We start from the raw sequence: 22,854 nt of genomic DNA, 5'->3' as shown, positions 1-22,854 counted from the left end.
CGGCATCTCGCCCGGACCCCGGGCGTGGTCTATGAATTGAATACACGATGGGATGCGTCCCGGCCGGCCGCAGGGCGGGTCGCCGGCGTGACGCAGGACACGCAGCGTGACCCGAGGACCAGGATGGCGGACCGGGACAGTTCAGCGGCGGGCGAGGCCGGCGGCCCCGCACGGCGCGGCCGCCTGTGGGTCGCCCTGCTGGCGCTGGCGGGCCTCGGCCTCCTGGGCTACCGCCACTGGCCGGACCCGTCCCGGGCGGCGAGCCCGCCGTCTCAGGCGGCCGTCAAGAAACCGCAGACCGTGCGGGTCGCCAAGGCCCAGCGGGCCTCCGACACCCTCAGCCTGACCCAGACCGGCACCACCCAGGCCTTCGACACGGCGAGCCTCTATCCCCGGGCGACCGGCTACATCGTCGAGCGCAAGGTCGATATCGGCACACATGTGAAGAGGGGCGACCTGCTCTTCCGGATCAGCGCCCCGGACCTCGACCAGCAGCTCGTCCAGGCACAGTCGCAGATCCTGCAATTGCAGGCGGCGCTGATCCAGGCCCGCGCCATGGTCGATCAGGCCGAGGCCAACCGCCACCTCGCGGACGTGACCAACCGGCGGACCTCGACGCTGGCCGGCACCGGGGCCGAGACCCGGCAGAACGCCGACACCGCGCAGGCCGGGGTGCTGGCGCAGGGCGCCAATGTCGATGCGGTCAAAGCGGCCGTGAAGGTCGCCGAGGCCAACATCGCCGCCCAGGAGGCCCAGGTCGCCCGGCTCAAGGTCCTGACCGGGTTCGAGGAGATCCGCGCGCCCTTCGACGGGGTCGTGACCACCCGCAACACCGATGTCGGCGACGCGGTCACGGCCGACACCAACACCGGCCTGCCGCTGCTGACCCTGGCCCGGGACGACGTGCTGCGCATGGCCGTGAACGTGCCGCTCTACGCGGCCGACGGCGTTCGCGACGGCCTGGAGGCCCAGGCCGAGGTGGCCCAGCTCCCCGGGAAGGTCTTCCCCGGCCGGGTCTCGCGCTCGTCGTCCACACTCCTCTACGCCTCGCGCATTCTGGTGACGCAGGTCGACATCCCCAACCCGGACCGCGCCCTGCAGGCCGGCCTCTACATCACCCTGACGCTCGCGATCCCCCGGGTCGCCCCCGCCGTGTCGGTGCCGAACGACGCCCTGATCTTCGACCAGGCCGGGACGCGGGTGGCGGTGGTGGAGGCGGGGCAGGACGGGGGCCTGGTGGTGCGGATGCGCCCGGTCACGATCTTCCGCCAGACCGGGACGGTGCTGGAGCTGCGCACGGGCCTCAGCGGCGGCGAGCAGGTCGTGGTCGGACCGCCGGCCTCGCTGCGCGACGGCGACCCGGTCGCGCTGCGGCCGGAGGGCAAGGCCAGGACGTGAGCGCAGCCCCGGTGCGGCCCCGCCCCCGTACGAACTGCACAGCCTGAGACCAGCTACAGCGAAGATAAGCCGCCCGACTCGGAGCATCGCGCGCGTATTTCGCCGGGCGACGCCCCAAGATCCCAGCTTTTCCCGGATCACGAGAGCGGAACGCAATGACATGGCAGTCAAATTTCTGGGATTATTGACCGCTATACTAGGATTATCCCTGATCGGCTTCGGATACAAACTTGCGGCGGTCGGTGGATCGCCGTTCTACACGGCAATCGGCCTCGGCCTGCTCGCCGCCGGGATCCAGCTCGCCCGGCGCCGCCAGAGCGGCTTCTGGCTCTACGCGCTCACCCTGGCGGCCGCCTTCGCCTGGACGATCCACGAGGTCGGGTTCGACAAGTGGCAGTGGATCCCGCGCGGCGCGCTGATCCTGGCCCTCGGCCTGCTCTTGTCTCTGCCGTTCGTGCCGGGGGGCCTGCGGAACGCGCCGAAAAGCCCCTGGGCGCCGGGCCTGGGCAACGGGCCACTGGCTTTGCGCGCCGTCGTGGCGCTCCTGGCGATCCTGGGCGTTGCGGCGTGGTTCGTCGATCCGGTGGAGACGAAGGGCAGCCTGCCGAAGGTCGCGCAGGCCGGGAACGCCGCGGTCGATCCGAGCGGCGTCGCCTATCCGGCGGACGACTGGGTCGCGTATGGCGGCACCAATCTCGGGCAGCGCTACTCGGCGCTGAAGGACATCAACACCGGCAACGTCCGCGGCCTCACGGTGGCCTGGGAGCACCATACCGGCGACCTGCGCGAGGGCGACAGCAAGGATTCGAAGGAATACACCTTCGAGGCGACGCCCATCAAGGTGAACGGGCTGCTGTATTTCTGCACCCCGCACAGCATCGTCCGGGCCCTGGAGCCGGAGACCGGCCGCGTGGTCTGGTCCTTCGATCCCAAGATGCAGCGGGACGCCCAGTACCAGCACCAGACCTGCCGCGGCGTGTCCTACAACGACTCCGCCACGTACGTGGCGCCGGCCGAAACCGATCCGGCTCAGGCCCAGGCGGTCGCGGCGGCCATCGCCGAATGCCCGCGCCGGATCATCGCGGCCTCGGTGGACGCCAAGCTCTACGCCCTGAACGCCGATACCGGCACCCCGTGCAAGAGCTTCGGCACCGACGGCGCGGTCGATCTGAAGGCGCAGATGCCCGGCCTGCAGCGGGCGACCTACCAGGAGACCTCGGCGCCGCTGGTGACCCGGGACCTCGTGATCCTCGGCAGCGCCATCGCCGACAATTACTACGAGACCAACCCGTCGGGGGCGATCCGCGCCTACGACGTGCGCACCGGCGCGATCGTGTGGAAGTTCGACGCCGGCAAGCCCGACGACACCGCGCCGCTCAAGGCCGGCGAACTCTACGAGCCGAACTCGGCGGTGGCCTGGACCCAGCTCGCGGCCGACGAAGGCTTAGGCCAGGTCTACGTGCCGTTCGGCAACCGGTCGCCCGACCAGGTCGGCGTGTCGCGCTCCAAGGAGGACGAGGCCTTCATCGACGCCCTGGCGGCCCTCGACCTGAAGACCGGCCGGCTGATCTGGAAGTTCCAGACCGCGGCGCACGACCTCTGGGACCGGGACAACCCGTCCCAGCCGGTGCTGCTGACCCTGCCGCACCAGGGCGCCGCGGTGCCGGCGATCCTGATCCCGACCAAGATCGGCAACGTCTGGGTGCTGGACCGCCGCACCGGCGCGCCGATCGTCCCGGTGGAGCAGGTCAAGGTCTCGACGCAGACCGACATCCCGGGCGAGACGCTCGCGCCCACCCAGCCGATGTCGGCGCTGCGCTTCACCCCGGCGCCGCTGACCGAGGCCGCCATGTGGGGCACGACGCCCTTCGATCAGATCCAGTGCCGGATCGCGTTCCGGTCGAACCGCTACGACGGCAACCCGTTCACGCCGCCGCAGGCCTCGGGGGGCTCGCTCGTGTGGCCGGGCAATATCGGGGTGTTCAACTGGGGCTCCGTGGCCGTCGATCCGGTCAACCACTGGATGATCGCGACACCGCAATACCTGCCCTACATCTACCAGCTGGTCCGGCGCCCCGTGGGCGAGCCGAACAAGCGGATGTTCCCGGGCGACCCGAATTCGAAGCCCGGCAACGAGAATCTCGGCGGCCCCTACGCGGTGTCGATCGCCCATATGCGCTCGGGGCTCGGCGTGCCCTGCAACGCGCCGCCCTGGGGCGTGCGGGTCGGGGTGAACCTCGCGGACGGCACCACCGTGTGGAAGCACCGCAACGGCACCGTGGCCGGGCAGAAGGTCGCCGGCGTCACCTTCCCGATCCCGTTCGAGATGGGCATGCTCGCCCATGGCGGCACCCTGACCACGGCCGGCGGGGTCGCCTTCGCGGGGGCAGCCCTGGACGACCTGATCCGCGGCTACGACATGCAGACCGGCGAGACCCTCTGGTCCATGAAGCTGCCCGCGGGCGGCCAGGCGACGCCGATGACCTACCGGGGCAAGGACGGCAAGCAATACGTGGTCATCGCCGCCGGCGGCCACGGCTCGCTGGGCACCACGCCGGGCGACTCGGTCATCGCCTACCGGCTCGACTGAGCGCCTGGATGGGGTTTCCAAAGGGCTGAGCCCTTTGGCGGGTCGTCAGGGCGGAGCCCTGACAGGTCACAGAGCTCGTGAATCCATCAGCTTCGCCCGCGCATCCGTGCGGGCGAGGCGGGCCAGCAGGTACTCGATTTCGACCTTGGCCTGCGGGGTGAGCGCCTGGGACGGCTTGCGCTGGGCGTCGGAGGCAAAGATTCCCCGGCGCTGGAACACGTATTTGCGCACCGCGAGCCCCAGCGGGCCCTGCTGCTGCTCGTAGCGCAGGTAGGGCAGATGGGCGTCGAACAGGTCGTGGGCGGCGTCGCGCTCCCCCGCCCGGCCGAGACGGACCACGTCGACCAGCATCTCCGGGAAGGCGTAGCCGGTATTGGCCCCGTCGGCGCCGCGCTCGGTCTCGAAATCCAGGAACAGGCCGCCATTGCCGACCAGGATCGCGATGTGGCGCATCGCGCCGTCGGCCTCGAAACCCCGCAGGGTCGAGATTTTTTCCAGTCCCGGCCAGTCCTCGTGCTTGAGCATCACGCAGGAGGGGTTCTCGGACACGATCCGGCGGATCACTGCCGGCGTCATCTGAACCGAGAAGGTGAGGGGGTAGTCCTGGAGCACGAAGGGCACGTCCGGCCCGATCGCCTCGGCGGCGTTGCGGTAATAGCCGACCACCTGGTCGTCGGTGCGCAGAGTGTTGGGCGGCGCGATCATCACGCCGGCCGCGCCCATCGCCATCACCTCGCGGGCGAGCGCCCGCATGGCCGCGAAGCCCGGCGCCGTCACGCCGACGATCACCGGCAGCCGGGTGCGCTTGAGGACCTGTTTCGCGACGGCGAGCCCTTCGTCATGGTCGAGCTTACCCGCCTCGCCGAGCTGGCCGAGGATGGTCAGGCCGTCGACCCCCGAAGCCCCGAAGAAGTCGGTCATCCGGTCGAGGGAGACTTCGTCGATCCGGCCGTCCGGGTGGAACGGCGTCGGGGCGATCGGCACGACGCCGCGGAGATCGCTGGTGAGGGGCATGCCGGTTCTGTCCTCCGTCGCGCGGCAAGGGGGCAGCCGAGGGGGCGGCCGCGCGGGCGGGGATCATAGGGCATCCCTCCGAAAGGTGGTCGCCGGCTTCGCCAAAAAGATCCGCCCCTGTCAGGGGCGGGCTTCGGCCGGCCGGCCGACCGGCTGTTCCGCGCGGGGGCGGGCGGCCCGGCCGGGGCGCCCGGCCAGAGCCACCGAGCCCTGCTGCAGGGCGATGAAGGCGAAGAGCAGCAGGCCGGTGGCGATCTTGGTCCACCAGCTCGACAGGGTGCCGTCGAAGGTGATGGCCGTCTGGATCAGGCCGCCGATCATGACGCCCAGGAACGTGCCCAGGATGCCGCCCTGGCCGCCGGTGAGCAGCGTGCCGCCGATCACCACCGCGGCGATGGCGTCGAGCTCGACGCCATCGCCGAGAGCGGGGTGCCCGAGGCGGTGTCCAGCGAGAACACGATCCCGGCGAGCGCCGCGAGCAGGCTCGACAGGGCGTAGATCGCGATGGTGTTGCGCCCGACCCGGACGCCCATCAGCCCGGTGGTGTGGCGGCTGCCGCCCAGCGCGTAGATTGTGGCGCCGAAGCGCGTGGCGTGGAGCAGCACCCCGCCCACCAGGAACACGCCGAGCATCACGCAGGCCGTCAGGGTCAGCCGGCCGCCGCCGGGCAGGCTCACCGACAGGTCGGCGACCGCGCTGTAGAGCGGCGCATTGATCGGGACCGATTCGGTGGAGAGCAGGAAGCCGGCGCCCCGGGCCAGGAACATGCCGGCCAGCGTCACGATGAAGGGCGGCATCTCGAAGACGTGGATCAGCGCGCCCATCGCGGCGCCGAACAGGGCGGCGGCCCCGAGCACGAGCCCGAAGGCGGCGAGCGGCGGGATCCCCCAGCGGTCGATGGCGAGCGCCAGGAACACCGTGGTGAAGCCGACCACGGAGCCGACCGAGAGGTCGATGCCGCCGGAGATGATCACGAAGGTCGTGCCGACCGCGACGATGCCCAGGAAGGCGTTGTCGGTGAGCAGGTTGCCGACGACCCGGGTGGTCAGGAAGGCGGGGAACTGGGTCGCGCAGAGGCTGTAGCCGGCCGCGAACAGGAGCGCGGCGACCAGGACCGGAAGGTTGCGGCTCATCACGGCTTCCGCAGCAGCAGGGTGAGGCCCGACAGGCGGGGCGACTGGACGAGGAGCACCGCCAGCACCACCGCGGCCTTGACCACGAGGTTCAGCTCAGGCGGCAGGCCGGAGAGCAGGATGCCGGTGTTCATCGCCTGGATGATGAACGCGCCGAGCACCGCCAGCCACAGGCTGAACCGCCCGCCCAGCAGCGACGAGCCGGCCACCACCACGGCCAGGATCGCGTCGAGCTCCAGCCACAGCCCGGCATTGTTGGCGTCCGCCCCCAGGATGTCGGCCGCCGCGACCACGCCGGCCAGCGCCGCGCAGAGGCCGCTCCAGGCATAGACCGCCACCGTCACCGACCGTGTGTCGATGCCGGCGAGCGCGCTGGCCCGGGCATTGCCGCCGGTCGCCTCGATCATCAGGCCGAGCGCCGAGCCGCGTACCAGGGCCAGCGTCAGGAGGAGCATGACGAGCACCAGCACCACAGGCATCGGCACGCCCAGCAGGGCGCCGCCGCCCAGGAAGGCCAGCTCGGAGGACGCAAAGGTGACGATGCGCCCCTCGGTGATCAGCTGGGCGATGCCCCGGCCGGCGACCATCAGGATCAGGGTGGCGACGATCGGCTGGATCCGCAGGCTCGCCACCAGGAACCCGTTCCACAGCCCGCAGGCGAGCCCGGTGCCGAGGGCGGCGGCAAGCACCACCGGCAGGGGGTAGCTATCCGCCAGGCTCGCCGCGACCGCCCCGGCGATCGCCATCACGGCGCCCACCGACAGGTCGATGCCGCCGGTGGCCACCACCAGCACCATGCCGAGCGACAGCAGCGCCACCGGCGCGCCGCGGTTGAACACGTCGACCAGGCTGCCGAACAGGCGCCCGTCCTGGAGATGCACCGCGAGGAATTGCGGGGAGGCCAGCCGGTCGGCCAGGAGCACGGCCGCGAAGGCGAGGAGCTGGGGCGCTCCGGAGCGAAGGACGCGCATCAGGCGGGTTCCGGGACCGGTGCGGGCGCCGCCTCGGCGGCGATCGCCCGGAGGATGGCGGTGAGGTCGACCGCGCTGCCGGCGAGCTCGGCCACCTGGGCGCGGTCGCGCATCACGATCACCCGGTCGGAATAGGTCACGATCTCCTCCAGCTCCGAGGAGATCACCAAGAGGGCGAGGCCTTCGTCGCAGAGCCGGCGGATCAGCCGGATGATCTCCGCATGGGCCCCGACATCGATGCCGCGGGTCGGCTCGTCGAGGATCAGCAGGCGCGGCTCGGTGGCGAGCCAGCGCGCCAGCAGCGCCTTCTGCTGGTTGCCCCCGGAGAGGAGCCCGATCGGCCGCTCCGGATCGGGCGGGCGGATGTCGAGCATCGCGATGAAGTCGCGGGCGATCTTGTCCTGCGCCGCCCGGCCCAGCGGCCGGAACGGGCCGCGCCGGGCCTGCAGGGCCAGCACGATGTTCTCCCGCACGGTCAGGTCGGCGACGATGCCCTCGGTCTTGCGCTCCTCCGGGCAGTAGCCGAACCGGTGGCGCAGGGCGTCCCGGGGGCCGGCGATCCGGACCGGCTTGCCGTCGAGCCGGATGCGGCCGCGATCGGCCCGCTCGGCACCGAACAGCAGGCGGGCGGTCTCGGTCCGCCCGGAGCCGAGGAGGCCCGCGAGGCCGACCACCTCGCCGCTTGCCACCGTGAGGTCGATGGGCTGGAGGTAGCCGGCCTTGCCGAGCCCCTCCGCCTGCAGGACCGGCGTCCCGGATTCTTTCTGTGACGCCCGGTCCGCCGGCTCCGCCCGCGCCTCGGTCTCGGCGAGGGCGTGGCCCAGCATCGTGTGCACCAGCTCGAGGCGCGGGAAGCGCGCGGTCTCGCGCTCGGTCACCAGCCGGCCGTTGCGCAGGACCGTGATCCGGTCGGTGATCGCGTAGACCTGCTCCAAGAAGTGGGTCACGAACACGATGCCGATCCCCCGCCCGGCGAGGCGGCGCATCACGCCGAACAGCACCGTGACCTCGTGGGTGTCGAGGCTCGCGGTCGGCTCGTCGAGGATCAGCGCCCGGGCCGAGAGATCCACCGCCCGGGCGATCGCCACGAGGTGCTGCACCGCCACCGGGTAGCGGCCGAGCGGCGCGCCGACATCGATCGCCAGGCCGAAATCCGCGAGCAGCGCAACGGCGCGCCGGCGCATCTCCCGGGTGCGCACGAGGCCGAACCGGGTCGGCTCGCGGCCGAGGAACAGGTTCTGGGCCACGGTGAGGTTCGGCAGTAGGCCGACCTCCTGGTAGACCGTGGCGATGCCGGCCCGCGCCGCGGCTTCCGCCGAGCGCGGGGCGATCGGCGCGCCGTCGAGCCAGACCTCGCCGGCATCGCGCCGGACGACGCCGGTCAGGGTCTTGATGAAGGTCGACTTGCCGGCGCCGTTCTCGCCGAGGAGGGCGTGGATCTCGCCCCGGCGCAAGGTGAAGTCGACCCCCGCGAGGGCCTGGTGCCCGGCGAAGCTCTTCGAGAGCCCGCGGACGCTGAGCAGGACGGAATCGGGCACGATGCAATCGCAGAGGCCGGGCGGCGCGTCAGTAGCCGAGCGTCTTCTTGCTGTTGTAGACCTTCATCGGGTCGTCGGCGGCGGTGTAGAGCTTCGACTCGGTCTGGATCCACTTGGGCGGGACGGTGCCCTTCTCCCGGTAGGCCTTGAGCGCGTCGAAGGCGGGGCCGGCCATGTCGGGGGTGAGCTCGACGGTGGCGTTGGCCTCGCCGGCGGCCATCGCCTTGAAGATGTCGGGCACCGCGTCGATCGAGACCGTCAGGATCTCCTTGCCGGGCTTCAGGCCGGCCTCCTTCATCGCCTGGATGGCGCCGACCATCATGTCGTCGTTGTGGGCGTAGACCGCGCAGATCGAATGGCCGCCCTCGGCCTTGATGAAGCTCTCCATCACCTCCTTGCCCTTGGTCCGGGTGAAGTCGCCGGTCTGGCTGCGCACGAGCTTGATGTTGGCGTGGGGCGCGATGGCGGCGTCGAACCCCTTCTTGCGGTTGGTGGCGACGCTGGCGCCCACCGTGCCCTGGAGCTCGACCACGGCGCAGGGTTTTTCGCCGACCGTCTTGGCCAGCCAGGTGCCGGCGACGCGGCCCTCCTCGACGCTGTCGGAGGTGACGGCCGTCAGGTAGAGGTCCTTGCCGGCGGGATCGATGTCGCGGTCGAGCAGGATCACCGGGATCTTCGCGTCGCGGGCTTCCTTGAGCACCGCATCCCAGCCGGTGGCGACCACCGGGGCGAGCAGGATCGCGTCGACCCCTTGCGCCACGAAGGACCGGATCGCCTTGATCTGGTTTTCCTGCTTCTGCTGCGCGTCGGCGATCTTGACGGTGATGCCGCGCGTCTTGGCCTCGTTCTTGGTCACGGTGGTCTCGGCGGCACGCCAGCCGGATTCGGAACCGATCTGCGAGAACCCGACGGTCAGCGAAGCCGCCTGGGCCCCGCCGCCCCAGGCGAGGATCAGGCCCGCGAGCATGGCCTTGATGGAAATGGTCCCTCTCATCGACGTCCCCCCAAGTGAATGCGTCCGCCGCCTCTTCAGGGCGATCGGTCACCATATGTATGACATATGTGCGGTGCGTTGAACAGCCGGTCTCGCAACGCATCCCTGGGGTTGTTGACCGAGCGGCCGAGGCTGGGGTGCCGGCACTCTTCGCCTCGGCACATCGGCTGCCCGCCCCGCGAAACAGCTCTCTATTCCAGACCCTTACGATCGTTGGACGACTTTGAGGGATGGCAAGCCGCCTTGCGGCACCGGGTTCCCGACAAGCGCTGTTCGCCTTTGCCGCCGCGCGTTCCGAGAGGCCGGTCGCCGCGCAGCAATCGGCTTTCCGCCGGGTGCCGAGCCGGCGATTCGCCGAGCGGATGGTTTTCCGCAGATCAAATTGTATGAGTTTATGAGGGGCTGAATGAGGTCACGCGCCTTTCCCTCCCCCCTCTGCGGGGGAGGGTGGGCCGGCCGTCAGGCCGGGTCGGGAGAGGGGAGCCCGGCGTCCGAATGAGGCAGAGCCGATGTGCGGGTCAGCGCTTTTTCCTGCGCCGTCGCTCCCCTCTCCCGCCCCCCTTCGGGGGCCTCCCTCCCCCGCAAAGGGGGGAGGGAGGGCGCAGCCTCTCTGGGGCGACCTTCTTATCCAAGGGTGCGCATCGCCCAGAACCCCCTGTGTGGATTGGTGAGCCCCCAGGAGCGGCCGCGCCGCGAGCCTGTGCCCTCCCTCAGTTGAGGCAAGCGGTCCGTCAAACAGCAAAAAACCCTGCCCGATTGGGCAGGGTTCTGGCCGTCCGGCCCGCCGGGCTCAGCCCAGGAGCTTGTCCAGGGTGATCGGCATCTCGCGCACCCGCACGCCGGTGGCGTGCCAGACCGCGTTGGCGATGGCGCCCACCGTGCCGGTGATGCCGATCTCGCCGACGCCCTTCACGCCGAGCGCGTTCACCACGGAATCCTCCTCGTGGACCAGGATCGCTTCCATGGCCGGGATGTCGGCATTCACCGGCAGGTGGTACTCGGCCAGATTGTCGTTGAGGAAGCGGCCGGTGCGCGGGTCCATCTCGGCCCGCTCGTGCAGGGCGAAGGACAGGCCCCAGATCATCCCGCCGTAATACTGGCTCTGGACCAGCCGGGGGTTGATCACCCGGCCGGCCGCGAAGGCGCCGACCAGCCGGCTGACCCGGATCTGGCCCAAGTCAGGATCGACCTTCACCTCGGCGAAGACCGCCCCGTGGGCGTGCATCGCGTAGGATTTCTGGGCTGCCGGGTCGGCCCCGGCCTTGCCCTGGCCCTCGATGCTCGCCCGCCCGGCCCGCTTGAGGATGTCGGCGAAGGATTCGCTGCGGCTCGAATCGTCCTGCCGGGTCAGGCGGCCGTCCGCGGCGGTCACGCCGGCATTGCCCGCGCCGTAGAGCGGGGAGGCGGGGTCGTCGGTGGCGAGCTTGGCCAGCTGGGCGATCACGTCGCCGGCCGCGGCATGGATCGCGTTGCCGGCCGTGGCGGTGTGGCCCGAGCCGCCCGCGATGCCGGCATTCGGCAGATCGGAAGACCCCATCCGGAAGGTCAGCGCCTCCATGCCGATCCCGAGCCCGTCGGCGGCGATCTGAGCGAGCGCCGTCCAGGCGCCCTGGCCCATGTCGATCGCCCCGAGCTCCACCGTGCCGGTGCCGTCGGCGCGGATCTCGGCCCGGGCCATCCCCTCGAAGATCAGGGCCGGGAAGGTGGCGGTGCCCATGCCGATGCCGACCAAAAAGCCGTCCTTGTCCCGGTTCTGGCGGGGCTGGAGGGGGCGTCCGGCCCAGCCGAAGGCCTCGGCGCCGCGCCGGTAGCACTCGCGCAGGGCCTTGGAGGAGAACGGCTTTCCGGTGATCGGCTCGACCTCGGCGTAGTTGGCCAGCCGGAACTCCAGCGGATCCATGCCGAGTTCGTGGGCCATCTCGTCGAGCGCGCTCTCCAGGGCGACGCTGCCGGTGGCCTCGCCGGGGGCGCGCATGAACAGGGGCGTGCCGGTATCGAGCCGCACCGCCTCGTGCCGGATCGCGATGGCCGGGCTGGCGTAGAGGGTGCTGGTCGCCCGGCCGGCCGGCTCGAAGAAGTCGTCGAAGCTCGAGGAGGCGGTGAGGATATGGTGGTCGAGCGCCGTGAGCTTGCCGGCCGCGTCGGTGCCGAGCCGCAGCGTCTGGCGGGTCGGGCCGCGATGGCCCATCGGCCCGTACATCTGCGACCGGGTCGGCACCAGCTTGACCGGGCGTCCGACGAGCTTGGCCGCCATGCAGGCGAGCACCTGCGGGCCCGAGGGCACGCCCTTCGAGCCGAAGCCGCCGCCGAGATAGGGGCTCTCGATGTGGATGTCGTCGGGCTTGATTCCGAACAGCCCGGCGAGCCGGCCTTGCGAGATCGCCAGCCCCTGGGTCGGCATGTGGAGGGTCAGCCGGTCGCCGTCCCACTGGGCCAGGGCCGCGTGCGGCTCCATGGCGTTGTGGTACTGAGCGGGGGTCTCGTAGGTGGCCGCGATGGTGCGCGACGCCGCCGCCAGGCCCGCCTCGACATCGCCGTCGCTCTCGGACGGGGCCGCGCCAACGCCGACGGAATCCGGGGTGAACACGTCGCCCGCATCGAGGCCGATGCGCGGCGTCTCGGTCGCGTAGGTCGGCGCCAGCAGCCGCGCGCCCTCGGTGGCGGCCTCAAGCGTCTCGGCGATCACCACGGCGATCGGCTGGTTGGCGTAGCGGACCCGGTCGTTCTGCAGCAGGTCCAGGCGGAAGATGAACGGGCCGGCCTTGGCGTCCGGGTCCTGGGCGAGCTTCGGGGCGTTCTCCGGAGTCATCACCGCGACGACGCCCGGATGGGCCTCGGCGGCGGACCGGTTCAGGCCGGTGACCCGGCCCTTGGCGATCCGGGCGACGCAGAGCGCCGCGTGGAGCGTGCCGGGGGGCAGGTTGTCGGCGGAGAACCGGGCCTGGCCGGTCACCTTGAGGGGTCCGTCCCGCCGGGTCAGCGGCTGGCCGATGCTGGAGCCGTGGCGGGTGCCGGCGGCGGCGTTCAGGGGGGTGGCGGTCGCGGTCATGCGGTCTGTCCTCAGACGATGCCGAACGGGGAGGCGGGAAGCGCCGGGATCCGCGCAGGCGTCCCGGCGGCCGCCAGCGTCAGCGCCCGGACCGCGACGCGGCGGGCGAGTTCGATCTTGAAGGCGTTGGCCTCGCCGGTGGGCTTGGCGCCGTCGAGCGCCAGGGCGGCGGCCCGGGCGTAGGCCTCGGGGGAGAGCGCCTGGCCGGCGAGCGCGGCCTCGGCCGCCTCCACCCGCCAGGGCTTGAGCGCGAGCCCGCCGAAGGCGAGCCGGGCCCGGCCGATCTTTTGGCCGTCGAGCGTGAGGGCGGCGGCGGCCGAGACCACCGCGAAGGCGTAGGAGGTGCGGTCGCGGACCTTGAGGTAGCGGGCGTTGCCCCGGAACGAGCCCGCCTCGGGGGGCAGGCGCAGGGCGGTGATCAGCTCGGCCGGGCGGAGCGCCGTCTCGTGCTCCGGGTGGTCGCCGGGCAGGTTGTGGAAGGCGGTGAGCGGCACCTCGCGCGTGCCGTCCGGCCCGGCGATCTCGACCACGGCGTCGAGAGCGGCGAGCGGCACGCAGAAATCGGACGGGTTGGTGGCGATGCACTGCTCGCTCCAGCCCTGGACGGCGTGAATCCGGGTGGCGTGCCCAAGCGCCGCGCAGCCGGAGCCGGGCGCGCGCTTGTTGCAGGCTGAGACCGCGTCGGTGAAGAACGGGCAGCGGGTGCGCTGCATCAGGTTGCCACCGACTGTCGCGGCGTTGCGCAGCTGCGCCGAGGCGCCGGCCAGCAGGGCCTCGGCCACCATCGGGTAGGTTTTTTCGAAGACCGGGTCGTGCGCGAGGTCGCTGTTGCGGACGAGCGCGCCAATCCGCGTGCCGCCGTCCGGCAGCGTCTCGATGCTGGAGAGACCCGGCAGCCGGGTGATGTCGACGATCCGGGCGGGGGCGGTGACGCCGCCCTTCATCAGGTCGACCAGGTTGGTGCCGGCGGCGAGATAGGCGGTGTCGGGAAGCTGCCCGGCCGCGACGGCCTCCGGCAGGCTCGCGGGGCGGATGTAGTCGAAGTTTCTCACGCCGCGTCCTCCCGCTGCTCGACCTGTCCGGTGGGGCGCGAGGCCTCCTGCACCGCGTCGAGGATGCCGGCATAGGCGCCGCAGCGGCAGAGGTTGCCGCTCATGCCCTCGCGGATGCGCTCGGGATCGGTGCCGGCCTGGCCCTCGCGGATCAGCCCGACCGCGCTCATGATCTGGCCGGGGGTGCAGAATCCGCACTGGAAGCCGTCATGGGCGATGAAGGCGGCCTGGACCGGGTGCAGCCGGTCGCCCTCGGCCAGCCCCTCGATGGTCAGGATCTCGGCCCCGTCGAGGCTTACGGCGAGCGTCAGGCAGGCGTTGATCCGCCGCCCGTCGACCAGCACCGTGCAGGCGCCGCACTGGCCGCGGTCGCAGCCCTTCTTGGCGCCGGTCAGGCCGAGGCGTTCGCGCAGGAGGTCGAGGAGGGTGACGCGCGGATCGTCGAGGGCGATCTCGCGGGCCTGCCCGTTCAGGGTGAGCCTGAGGGGAATATGCATGCTGGGTCCCGGCTGGCAAAGGCTGGAACCGTTACAGATAGCCGGCGCCCCGCCCCCGGCGAGACCCGGGGCGGGGATCATGTGCGCTACCTCACCAGCCGGGCGGGCTGCGCGGATCGGCTTACTTGACCGTCACTTCGGAGACGGACTTGAGCACCGTCTGGCCCTTCTCGGTCTTGATCTCCACGGCGGGCTCGTCCTTCGAGGCCTCGCGCTTGACCGTGTTGCCCTTGATGGTCTTCTCGACGTCCTTGGTGTGGACCTTGGTGACCTCGCCTTCGACTTTGCCCTTGCCCCACTTGTAGGACACGTCGTCGCCGCTCTTCACGTCCGCCTTGCTCATCCGCGCGCTCCATCGTTTCGGTGCGGGAGAAGGCCGCCGGGGGCGGGGGCGTTCCCGAGTATCCCCGGCCGGAATGCCGCAGCCGAGCGACCTAGGCGTCCCTTCAGCGCCCGACTGCCCCGCGCAACGCCGCGACCATCGCCTCGACCGTCGCCTGGGCGGTGTCACCGAGATCGATACCGGTCTCGCCGGCGGTGACGAGGCCGCGCTCTTCCAGCTCCTTCACGCCCGCCGGATCGGCCTCGTGGCCGGCGCCGTCCTTGCGGATGACCGAGGTGACCCGCTCGCCGCTGACCAGGCGGTGATAGGCCGCGAAGGCGAAGATCGAGAGCGCCTTGTCGGAGAGTCCGTTCACATCGTCGGCCATGGGGCCCTCCATCGAGACGGGTTGGACTGACGGAACGCCGCCCGGCGCCGAGGGCTCCGGGGGCGGGCAGGGGTGCGACGATCCGGTGCGACGATCCGGTGCGACGACGGGGGGCTCCGCCGGGGGCTAGGCGGACCCGCGTCGCCCTGGGACCGCCTTCCTGCTACTCTGCCGCCGCCCATGACCGCACAGATCGATCGCACCGCCGTGGAACCCAGCCCGGACGCCCCCGAGGACCCTGCCGCGCCGGGCCTCGCGCCGCCCGATCTCGGCTACCGCCTGCGCCAGCAGGTGATCCTGTCCGAGTTCGGCGTCGAGGCCCTGCGCGGCACCGATGTCGACCACCTGCTGCAGCGGGCCGCGGAGCTGTGCGCGCAGGGGATGGGCGCCGAGTTCTGCAAGGCGCTGGAATACCGCCGCGGCGAGGACACGCTGCTGGTGCGCGCCGGCGTCGGCTGGGGGCCCGACGTGATCGGGCAGGCCCGGGTCGGGGCCGACCTCGCCTCCCCGGCGGGCTTCGCCCTCAAGACCGGCAGCCCGGTGATCTCGAACCACCTGGCCGAGGAGACCCGCTTCCGCACGCCCCAGCTCATGGCCGAGCACGGCATCCGCCGGGCGATCAACGTGCTGATCGAGAACCGGGACGGCGCCTTCGGGGTGCTGGAGGTGGACGACACCCGCGAGGGCATGTTCGAGGAGGCCGACATCGCCTTCATGCAGGGCTTCGCCAACCTGCTCGGCGGCGCGATCGAGCGCCAGCGGACCGAGACCCTGCTGCGCGCCGCGCTCGCCCGGCAGGACCTCCTGGCCCGCGAGATGAGCCACCGGGTCAAGAACAGCCTCGCCATCGTGGCGAGCCTGCTCGCCCTCCAGGCCCGGGCCGCCGAGGCCGAGCCCGCCGTGCAGGCGGCCCTGTCGGATGCGCGCAGCCGCGTCGAGGCCATCGCCGGCGTCCACGACCAGCTCTGGCGGCAGGGTGACAAGATCGGGGACAAGGCCGGGGACGGGGAGGGGGAGGGCGTGCCCGGCGAGCTCGACCTCGCGCCCTTCCTGGAGAAGCTGGTCGCCAATCTCGACAGCGGCGCGCCGGGCCTGCACCTCACCTGCACGGCGGCCCCGCAGCGGATCTCGGCCGACCGGGCGATCCCGATCGGGCTCCTCGTCAACGAGCTCGTCACCAACGCCCTCAAATACGCCTACCCGCCCGAGACCCACCCGGCGGGCGGCGCGATCCGGGTCCGGGCCGAGCGCGAACTCGACAGCCTGGTGGTCGAGGTGACGGATGACGGCGTCGGGCTGCCGGCGGATTTCGAGATCGGGCGCGCCTCGAAGAGCCTCGGCATGCGGGTGGTCGGCAGCCTGACCCGGCAGCTCGGCGGCACGCTCGCGCTGCCGCAGACGGGGCAGGGGGCCTGCTTCCGGCTGGAGGTGCCGCTGGCAGGCTGAGCGGCCGTCCCGCGGGGCCGCTCAAGTTCAGGTAGATTCGGACGAATAAACCGGGCAAAAGTGGCAATCGCCGCCGGGACTCGCCTGGGACGGGCGCGTGCGGAGGAGGCGGGATGCGACGGCGGCGCGTGCTGCTGGCAGGGCTGGCCCTGGCGGGTGTCCTCGCGCTCGCCGCCCTCCCCGGGCCGGACCTGCGCGCGCGGGGGGCCCCTCTGCTCGCTGCCTTGGACGGCCTCGTCACCGCCGTCTTGCCGGCTGCGCCAGCCGCGGGCGTCCCGGAGCCGAAGGCCGCCGCGCGGGTCGCCGTGGAGGACGGCCGCGCGATCGTGCGGCTCACCCCGGAGGAGCGCGCCCGGGTCGGCCTCGAGACCGCCATCCTGCCGGCCGAACCCCACCGTCAGGAACTGACCGCCTATGGCAGCGTCCTCGACCTCGCCCGGGTGACCGAGCTGACCAACGCCTATGCCGGCGCGGTGGCGGGGCTCCAGACCGCCCGGGCCCGGGCCGCGGTCTCGGCCAGCGCGGCGCGGCGGGCCCACAGCCTCGGCCCCGCCACCATGGCGGCCGCCCAGATCGAGACCGTCGAGGCCACCGTGCTGACCGACCAGGCCGCCGTCACGGCCGCCGAATCGCAGCTGCGCACCCTGGCGGCCACCGCCCAGCAGGAATGGGGCCCGGTGCTCGGCCGGGGCATCGTCGAGCGGGGGCCGCTGGTCACCCGCCTGATCGAGCGCGCCGACTTCCTGATGCAGGTGACCCTGCCCCCGGGCGAGACCCTGAACCCGCCGCCGGAGGCTGCCTTCGCGGAGGTGCCGCCGCAGAGCGACCGGGTCGCCCTGCGCCTCGTCTCCCCGGCGACCCGCACCGATCCCCGGATCCAGGGCCAGAGCTTCTTCTACCGCGTCTCCGGGGCGGGCGGCCTCCTGCCCGGCATGAGCACGATGGCGTTCCTGCCCGCCGCCCGCTCGGCCACCGGGGTGCTGGTCCCGGAGGACGCGGTGGTGCACGGGGAGGGGGGCACCTGGGTCTACCGGGGGGTCCAGGGCGGCGGCTATGTCCGCCACCCGGTCCGGGCCGACGCGCCGCTCTCGGCCGACGCCTTCGTGGTCGAGGACCTGCCCGACGGCAGCGAGATCGTGCTGAAGGGCGGCCAGGCCCTGCTCTCCGAGGAGATGAAGGGCCAGATCCGGGTCGCCGGCGACGACGATGACTAGAGCCGTTCCCGCTCGCGCTGCCATCGGGCGCACCTCCGAGCCCGTCCGGGCGACAGGGGATCGAGGATCGAGACGATCCGGTTTCAAAAGGTCCGGGACCCAGCCCTTTGAAGGTGTTTGGCCACGTGCGCGTCGTGGGATCGGCGCTCCCGAGCAAATCACGCGCGCCCCTGTCCCGGACAGGTGCAGCGAAGCGGAACCTGATCCGGGACCCAGCACACGAAGCGCCGCGCCAGCGGCACAGGTCGATCAAACGGACGCTGCGCGCCGTCGTGTGCTGGATCCCGGGTCGCATTCCGCTGGCGCTGCATGCGCCCGGGAAAAGGGCCGTGCAGACCGGCCCGACGCCGTGGCCTGGCTCTCAGACCAACACCTTGAAAGGGCTGGGTCTGGGACTTTTTGCGGGTGCGGGGCGGAGCCCTGCGCTCGGGGGCCAAGTCCCGACATCCGGCCGCGAATCCGGCCGACGGGCTGCAAGCCCTTCGGACACCCGGGATCCGGCGGGGAGGGCGTTTCGTGAGCGGCGCCGAGCCCCTGCCCCGCGGCCCCCAGGCCGGGCTGGTCGGGTTCTCGGTGCGGCGGCCGCGCGTGGTGCTGGCCCTGGCCTGTGCCCTCCTGGCCTTCGGCCTCTACGCCCTGCGCAGCGCCCGCTACGACGTCTTTCCGGAATTCGCGCCGCCCACCGTGACGATCCAGACCGAGGCGCCCGGCCTCGATCCGGAGCAGGTCGAGGTCCTGGTCACCCAGGCGATCGAGGGGGCGGTGGGCGGCCTGCCCGGGCTGGAGACCCTGCGCTCCTCCTCGATCCAGGGCCTGTCGGTGATCAGCGCCGCGTTCCGGGCCGGCAGCGACGTCGACCGGGTGCGCCAGCGGGTCAACGAGCGGCTGGCGGCCCTGGCCGGACGGCTGCCGCAGGGCGTGATGGCGCCCGCCATGACGGCGCTGACCTCCTCCACCTCGACGGTGCTGCTGATCGGGCTGACCTCGGACAGCCGCAGCGCCATGGACCTGCGCACGCTGGCCGACTGGACGGTCCGGCTGCGCCTCCAGGCGGTGCCGGGCATCGCGCAGGTCTCGGTCTATGGCGGCGCCGTGCGTTCGCTCCAGGTGCAGGTCCGCCCCGACGACCTGATCCGCTACCGGGTCGGGCTCAACGACGTGCTGGCGGCCGCCCGCAAGGCCACGGGGGTGCGCGGCGCCGGCTTCGTGGACACGCCGAGCCAGCGGGTCGGCCTGCGCACCGAGGGTCAGTCGCTCACCCCGGAGGCGCTGGGGCGCACCGTCCTGGTCAACGAGGGCGGGGCGAGCGTGGTCCTGGCCGACGTCGCGACCGTCCTGGCGGCCCCCGAGCCGGCGATCGGCGCCGCCCTGGTCGACGGCAAGCCCGGCGTGCTGCTGATGGTCGGCGCCCAGGTCGGGGTCGACACACGGACGGTCACCGGCCGCCTGGAGGCGGCCCTGGCGGAGCTGCGGCCCGCCCTGGCCCGGGCGGGGGTCGGCCTGCACGCCGACCTGTTCCGCCCGGCGAACTTCGTCGACGTCGCCAACGGCAACGTCCTCCAGGCGCTGATGCTGGGCGGCGCCCTGGTGGTCGTCGTCCTGCTGGTTTTTCTGGCCGACTGGCGCACGGCCCTGATCAGCGCGGCCGCGATCCCGCTCTCGCTGATCGCCGCGGCGCTCGCCCTCCAGGCCTGGGGCGAGAGCCTCAACACCATGACGCTGGGCGGGCTGGCGCTCGCCATCGGCGAGGTGGTGGACGACGCGGTGATCGGCGTCGAGAACGTCGCCCGGCGCCTGCGCGAGGCTCGGGCGAAAGGGAAGGGCGGGGGGCCCCGGGTGGTGTTCGACGCCATCCTGGAGGTCCGCGGCGCGGTCGCCTACGCCACCCTGGCGGTGCTGCTGATGTTCCTGCCGGTGCTGGCGCTCACCGGCGTGGCCGGCCGCCTGTTCGGGCCCCTGGCGCTCGCCTACATCGCCGCCGTGCTGGCCTCGCTGCTGGTGGCGCTGACGGTGACCCCCGCCCTCGCCCTGATGCTGCTCGGCGGGACCGGACGCGCCCGGGCCGAGGCCGCCGACCCGCCGGTGGTGCGCCTCTGCCGGGCGGCCTACCGGGCGCTGCTCTCCGGGATCGGCCGGGCGCCGCGCACCGCGATCGCCGCGAGCGCGCTGGCGGTGCTGGCCGGGATGGCGCTGGTGCCGCGGCTGGGCGCCAGCTTCCTGCCCGACCTGAAGGAGGGGCACCTGATCCTGCACATGGCGGCTTCCCCCGGCACCGCCCTGCAGGAATCGCAGCGGCTGGGCGGCCTGATCACCGCGGGCCTCAAGGCCATCCCCGGGGTCCGGACCGTGGCGGCGCAGATCGGCCGGGCCGAGGCGGGGCAGGACACCGCCGGCACCCATTACAGCGAGATCCATATCGACCTCGAACCCGGCCTCGACGGCGCCGCCCAGCGGGCCGCGGAGGCCGGGATCCGCGCCCTCACGGCCGGATTCCCGGGGGCGGCCTTCTCGCTCAAGACCTTCCTGACCGAGCGGATCGAGGAGACGGTCTCGGGCCACACCGCGCCCGTGGTGGTCAACCTGATCGGCGACGACCTGCCCCGGATCGAGGCCGCCGCCCGGGCGGTGGCGCGCGAGCTCGCCGAGGTCCGGGGCGCCCGGGACGTGCAGCTCGCCGCCCCGGCCGGGCTGCCGCAGGTGACCGCCGCCCTGCGCCCCGCGGACCTGCGCCACTGGGGGCTCGACGCGATCGAGGTGCTGGAGGCGGTGCGCACCGCCTACCAGGGCGACACGGTCGGCCAGACCTATGTCGGCAACGCGGTGTTCAACGTGCTGGTGATCCTCGACGCCCGGTCCCGCGGCCGGCTCAGCGCGCTGGGCGACCTGCCCCTGCGCAATCCGGGCGGGCGCTACGTCCGGCTCGCGCAGGTGGCCGACATCTACGAGAGCACCGGCCGCTACCAGGTCCAGCACCAGGGCGCCCAGCGGGTCCAGACGGTGACCGCGGGCGTCGAGGGCCGGGACGTGGCCGGCTTCGTGGCGGCGGCGCGCGCCAAGATCGCCCGGTCGGTCCGGCTGCCGGAGGGCGTCTACGTCGCCTTCGCGGGGGCCGCGGAGGCGCAGGCCCGGGCCCGCACCGATCTCCTGGCCCATGCCGCGCTCGCCGGGTTCGGCATCGTGCTGCTGCTCGCCGTGGTCACCGGCTCGGGGGCGAACCTGCTGCTGGTGCTGGTGACCCTGCCCTTCGCGGGGCTGGGCGGGGTGGCGGCGATCGTGCTCACCGGGGGCGTGCTCTCCCTCGGGTCGATCGTCGGCTTCGTCACCCTGGCGGGCATCAGCCTGCGCAACAGCGTGATGATGATCGCCCATTACGAGCAGCTGGTGCAGGCGGGCCGCCCCTGGGACCGGGCCACCGCGGTGGAGGGCGCCGCCGACCGGATGGTGCCGATCCTGATGACGTCCCTGGTCACCGGGCTGGGCCTGCTGCCGCTCGCGCTCGGGGCGGGGGAGCCCGGCCGGGAGATCGAGGGCCCGATGGCGCTGGTGATCCTGGGCGGCCTCGTCACCGCGACGCTGCTCACCCTGGCGATCCTGCCCGAGCTCGCCCTGCGCTTCGCCCGGTTCCGGGGCGGCGCGGAGGCGGGGAGGGGGCTGGACGCGGAGTCCCGGGCCGCCTGAGGGCCTGTTCGACCGCGTGATCTCGGGTGGTCTTCAAGGACGCACGGGTTTCCAGAGGGCGGGCGGCCCTTTGGTGGGGTTCAGGGGCGAAGCCCCTGAGGTTCGCAGGGCTCCTCCCTGCACCCGCAAAAGGTCTCGGACCTTTTGAAACCGTGACTGTCGTAACAGGTCTCGAACCGGACCGGTCCGCGGCGGTGCAGCAATTCGGGCGCCGGCGCGTTCCCGCTGGCGCGCTGCATGCGCAGGATCGGCAGGGACGATGGCAGAGATGAAACCGCGCGTGGCCCTCGGGCTCCAGGGGGGCGGCTCCTACGGCGCCTATGGCTGGGGCGTGATCGACCGGCTGCTGGAGGAGCATATCGAGATCGTCGCGGTCAGCGGCGCCAGCGCGGGCGCGCTGAACGGCGCCGCCCTGGTGGCGGGGCTGGCCACCGGCGGCGATGCGGGCGGCCGGGAGGGCCTGGAGCGGCTGTGGCGGGCCACGGCCGAGCGCTCGCCCCTGCGCGGGTTCGAGGGATTCGGGGCCTCTTTCGACCCCTTCCTGGACCCGTTCGTCGCCCGGTCCCTGGCCCTGTTCCGCGAGGCCTCGGCCTATGTCTCGCCGTTCCTGCCGACGTTGCGCGACATGCACCTGTTCCAGGCGGTGGTGCGCGCCAGCATCGATCTCGAGACCGTCGCCCGGCAGGAGCGGGTGCCCCTCTACGTCTCGGCCACCGACATCCTGACCGGCGCGGCGCGGCTGTTCACCGGTCCCGAGGTCACCCTGAAGGCGCTGATGGCCTCCTCGTGCCTGCCGGAGCTGTTCGCCCCGGTGGAGATCGACGGCCGGCGCTACTGGGACGGGGGCTACGCCGCCAACCCGGCCCTGGAGCCGCTGGTGTTCAACGGCCACGGCGCCACCGACCTGATCGTCCTGCAGCTGACGCCGTTCGTGACCGACGCGATCGGGCTGATGCCCTCCGAGATCGCCGGGCGGGTCAGCGACATCAGCTTCAACGCCTGCCTGATGCGCGACCTGAAGGCGCTGACCGAGCTGCAGAGCTACGCCCGGCAGACGCAGACCGAGGATGCCCGGATGCGGGCGGTGGCCGACATCAACATCCACCTGCTGCAGGCGCCCTGCGCGCTGGCCGGGGGCGAGATCAGCAAGCTCGACACCCGCTGGTCGACGATCGGCGCCCTGCGCGACCTCGGCCGCGCCACCGCCGAGCGCTGGCTGGCCGAGACCGGCCACGCGATCGGGACGGATTCGAGCCTGCAGACCCTGGAGGCGGCCATCGCGCCCTGAGGCCGGGCAACGGGGCACACCCGTCGCATTCATCAGTAAGCGCTTGAAGCACTGTGCGTTTTCCCCTCCCCCTTGTGGGGAGGGGCAGGGGTGGGGGTGGTTCAGGCTCGAACGGAACGGTGCCTTCTGCACCACCCCCAGTGCTGACCCAGATCGATCAGCTCGCCGGCGATTCGAGCTTCAACGGCACGAACCTGATCAACGGCAAGGGCGACAACAACAACCTGACGATCAAGTTCAACCCGAAGGGCAACTCGAACCTCACGGTCTCAGCGACCGACG

General features: G+C 72.2%; 15 protein-coding genes and 1 pseudogene. 6 read left to right on the top strand and 10 right to left on the bottom strand.

Translation table 11 applies throughout. The annotated features are described in order from the left end of the window. Positions 1-123: 123 nt before the first annotated feature. Together MKK65_RS10970 and MKK65_RS10965 are read left to right on the top strand one after the other, a co-directional pair. Complete coding sequence (locus tag MKK65_RS10970) at positions 124-1,398, top strand: efflux RND transporter periplasmic adaptor subunit (protein ID WP_243957671.1); 1,275 nt, start codon at positions 124-126, stop codon at positions 1,396-1,398. Between the two features lie 160 nt (positions 1,399-1,558). Then, complete coding sequence (locus MKK65_RS10965) at positions 1,559-3,988, top strand: membrane-bound PQQ-dependent dehydrogenase, glucose/quinate/shikimate family (protein WP_243957669.1); 2,430 nt, start codon at positions 1,559-1,561, stop codon at positions 3,986-3,988. 66 nt (positions 3,989-4,054) lie between these two features. On the opposite strand, the gene MKK65_RS10960 is transcribed toward MKK65_RS10965, so the two are convergent. The 10 genes and pseudogenes from MKK65_RS10960 to MKK65_RS10910 all read right to left on the bottom strand — a co-directional run bounded on the left by MKK65_RS10960 (position 4,055) and on the right by MKK65_RS10910 (position 14,946). Continuing rightward, on the bottom strand, positions 4,055-5,002 hold the full coding sequence (locus MKK65_RS10960; RefSeq protein ID WP_243957667.1) for a dihydrodipicolinate synthase family protein: 948 nt from the start codon (positions 5,000-5,002) through the stop codon (positions 4,055-4,057). A 120-nt stretch (positions 5,003-5,122) separates the two neighbouring features. Next, positions 5,123-6,135 (bottom strand): annotated as a pseudogene (yjfF, locus tag MKK65_RS10950) (galactofuranose ABC transporter, permease protein YjfF). Continuing rightward, positions 6,135-7,106 carry an ABC transporter permease gene (locus MKK65_RS10945; RefSeq protein ID WP_058194635.1) on the bottom strand — a complete coding sequence of 324 codons (972 nt, stop codon included), beginning with the start codon at positions 7,104-7,106 and terminating at the stop codon, positions 6,135-6,137. Before MKK65_RS10945 ends, yjfF begins: the two are co-directional and overlap by 1 nt. Then, positions 7,106-8,644 (bottom strand): sugar ABC transporter ATP-binding protein, encoded by a 1,539-nt coding sequence (locus MKK65_RS10940; protein ID WP_243957663.1) that lies wholly within the window; start codon positions 8,642-8,644, stop codon positions 7,106-7,108. Before MKK65_RS10940 ends, MKK65_RS10945 begins: the two co-directional genes overlap by 1 nt. A 28-nt stretch (positions 8,645-8,672) precedes the next feature. Next, positions 8,673-9,626: a galactofuranose ABC transporter, galactofuranose-binding protein YtfQ gene (gene ytfQ, locus MKK65_RS10935; RefSeq protein ID WP_409565414.1), complete on the bottom strand. Its 954-nt coding sequence runs from the start codon at positions 9,624-9,626 to the stop codon at positions 8,673-8,675. Between the two features lie 802 nt (positions 9,627-10,428). Continuing rightward, complete coding sequence (locus MKK65_RS10930) at positions 10,429-12,687, bottom strand: xanthine dehydrogenase family protein molybdopterin-binding subunit (protein WP_243957661.1); 2,259 nt, start codon at positions 12,685-12,687, stop codon at positions 10,429-10,431. A gap of 11 nt (positions 12,688-12,698) precedes the next feature. Next, complete coding sequence (locus MKK65_RS10925; RefSeq protein ID WP_243957657.1) at positions 12,699-13,739, bottom strand: FAD binding domain-containing protein; 1,041 nt, start codon at positions 13,737-13,739, stop codon at positions 12,699-12,701. Then, on the bottom strand, positions 13,736-14,236 hold the full coding sequence (locus tag MKK65_RS10920) for a (2Fe-2S)-binding protein (RefSeq protein ID WP_243957655.1): 501 nt from the start codon (positions 14,234-14,236) through the stop codon (positions 13,736-13,738). Before MKK65_RS10920 ends, MKK65_RS10925 begins: the two co-directional genes overlap by 4 nt. A 121-nt stretch (positions 14,237-14,357) precedes the next feature. Further along, positions 14,358-14,579: a DUF2945 domain-containing protein gene (locus MKK65_RS10915; RefSeq protein ID WP_243957652.1), complete on the bottom strand. Its 222-nt coding sequence runs from the start codon at positions 14,577-14,579 to the stop codon at positions 14,358-14,360. A 103-nt stretch (positions 14,580-14,682) separates the two neighbouring features. Then, on the bottom strand, positions 14,683-14,946 hold the full coding sequence (locus tag MKK65_RS10910; RefSeq protein ID WP_058194641.1) for a hypothetical protein: 264 nt from the start codon (positions 14,944-14,946) through the stop codon (positions 14,683-14,685). Between the two features lie 180 nt (positions 14,947-15,126). Here MKK65_RS10910 and MKK65_RS10905 point away from each other — a divergent pair, with 180 nt between their 5' ends. From MKK65_RS10905 to MKK65_RS10890, 4 genes are all read left to right on the top strand, one after another. Further along, positions 15,127-16,392, top strand: a complete 1,266-nt coding sequence (locus MKK65_RS10905) for a sensor histidine kinase (RefSeq protein WP_201025820.1) — start codon at positions 15,127-15,129, stop codon at positions 16,390-16,392. A gap of 113 nt (positions 16,393-16,505) precedes the next feature. After that, positions 16,506-17,606, top strand: a complete 1,101-nt coding sequence (locus MKK65_RS10900) for an efflux RND transporter periplasmic adaptor subunit (RefSeq protein ID WP_243957650.1) — start codon at positions 16,506-16,508, stop codon at positions 17,604-17,606. 516 nt (positions 17,607-18,122) lie between these two features. Next, a complete protein-coding gene (locus MKK65_RS10895; protein ID WP_243957648.1) occupies positions 18,123-21,284 on the top strand; it encodes an efflux RND transporter permease subunit in 3,162 nt (1,053 codons plus the stop codon). 259 nt (positions 21,285-21,543) lie between these two features. Continuing rightward, positions 21,544-22,572, top strand: a complete 1,029-nt coding sequence (locus MKK65_RS10890; protein ID WP_243957647.1) for a patatin-like phospholipase family protein — start codon at positions 21,544-21,546, stop codon at positions 22,570-22,572. Positions 22,573-22,854 lie beyond the last annotated feature (282 nt).

Source organism: Methylobacterium sp. J-001, from assembly GCF_022829565.1.
In the GTDB taxonomy this organism is placed as follows: domain Bacteria; phylum Pseudomonadota; class Alphaproteobacteria; order Rhizobiales; family Beijerinckiaceae; genus Methylobacterium.
The sequence above is the reverse complement of the archived record's forward strand: the minus strand, read 5'-3'. Positions and strand labels throughout refer to the sequence as shown.

What these genes read in the sequence shown, in the direction of transcription:
- MKK65_RS10970 (WP_243957671.1), top strand. Translation starts at nt 124, where the DNA reads ATGGCGGACCGGGACAGTTCAGCGGCGGGCGAGGCCGGCGGCCCCGCA.
- MKK65_RS10965 (WP_243957669.1), top strand. Translation starts at nt 1,559, where the DNA reads ATGGCAGTCAAATTTCTGGGATTATTGACCGCTATACTAGGATTATCC.
- MKK65_RS10960 (WP_243957667.1), bottom strand. Translation starts at nt 5,002, where the DNA reads ATGCCCCTCACCAGCGATCTCCGCGGCGTCGTGCCGATCGCCCCGACG.
- MKK65_RS10945 (WP_058194635.1), bottom strand. Translation starts at nt 7,106, where the DNA reads ATGCGCGTCCTTCGCTCCGGAGCGCCCCAGCTCCTCGCCTTCGCGGCC.
- MKK65_RS10930 (WP_243957661.1), bottom strand. Translation starts at nt 12,687, where the DNA reads ATGACCGCGACCGCCACCCCCCTGAACGCCGCCGCCGGCACCCGCCAC.
- MKK65_RS10920 (WP_243957655.1), bottom strand. Translation starts at nt 14,236, where the DNA reads ATGCATATTCCCCTCAGGCTCACCCTGAACGGGCAGGCCCGCGAGATC.
- MKK65_RS10915 (WP_243957652.1), bottom strand. Translation starts at nt 14,579, where the DNA reads ATGAGCAAGGCGGACGTGAAGAGCGGCGACGACGTGTCCTACAAGTGG.
- MKK65_RS10910 (WP_058194641.1), bottom strand. Translation starts at nt 14,946, where the DNA reads ATGGCCGACGATGTGAACGGACTCTCCGACAAGGCGCTCTCGATCTTC.
- MKK65_RS10905 (WP_201025820.1), top strand. Translation starts at nt 15,127, where the DNA reads ATGACCGCACAGATCGATCGCACCGCCGTGGAACCCAGCCCGGACGCC.
- MKK65_RS10900 (WP_243957650.1), top strand. Translation starts at nt 16,506, where the DNA reads ATGCGACGGCGGCGCGTGCTGCTGGCAGGGCTGGCCCTGGCGGGTGTC.
- MKK65_RS10890 (WP_243957647.1), top strand. Translation starts at nt 21,544, where the DNA reads ATGGCAGAGATGAAACCGCGCGTGGCCCTCGGGCTCCAGGGGGGCGGC.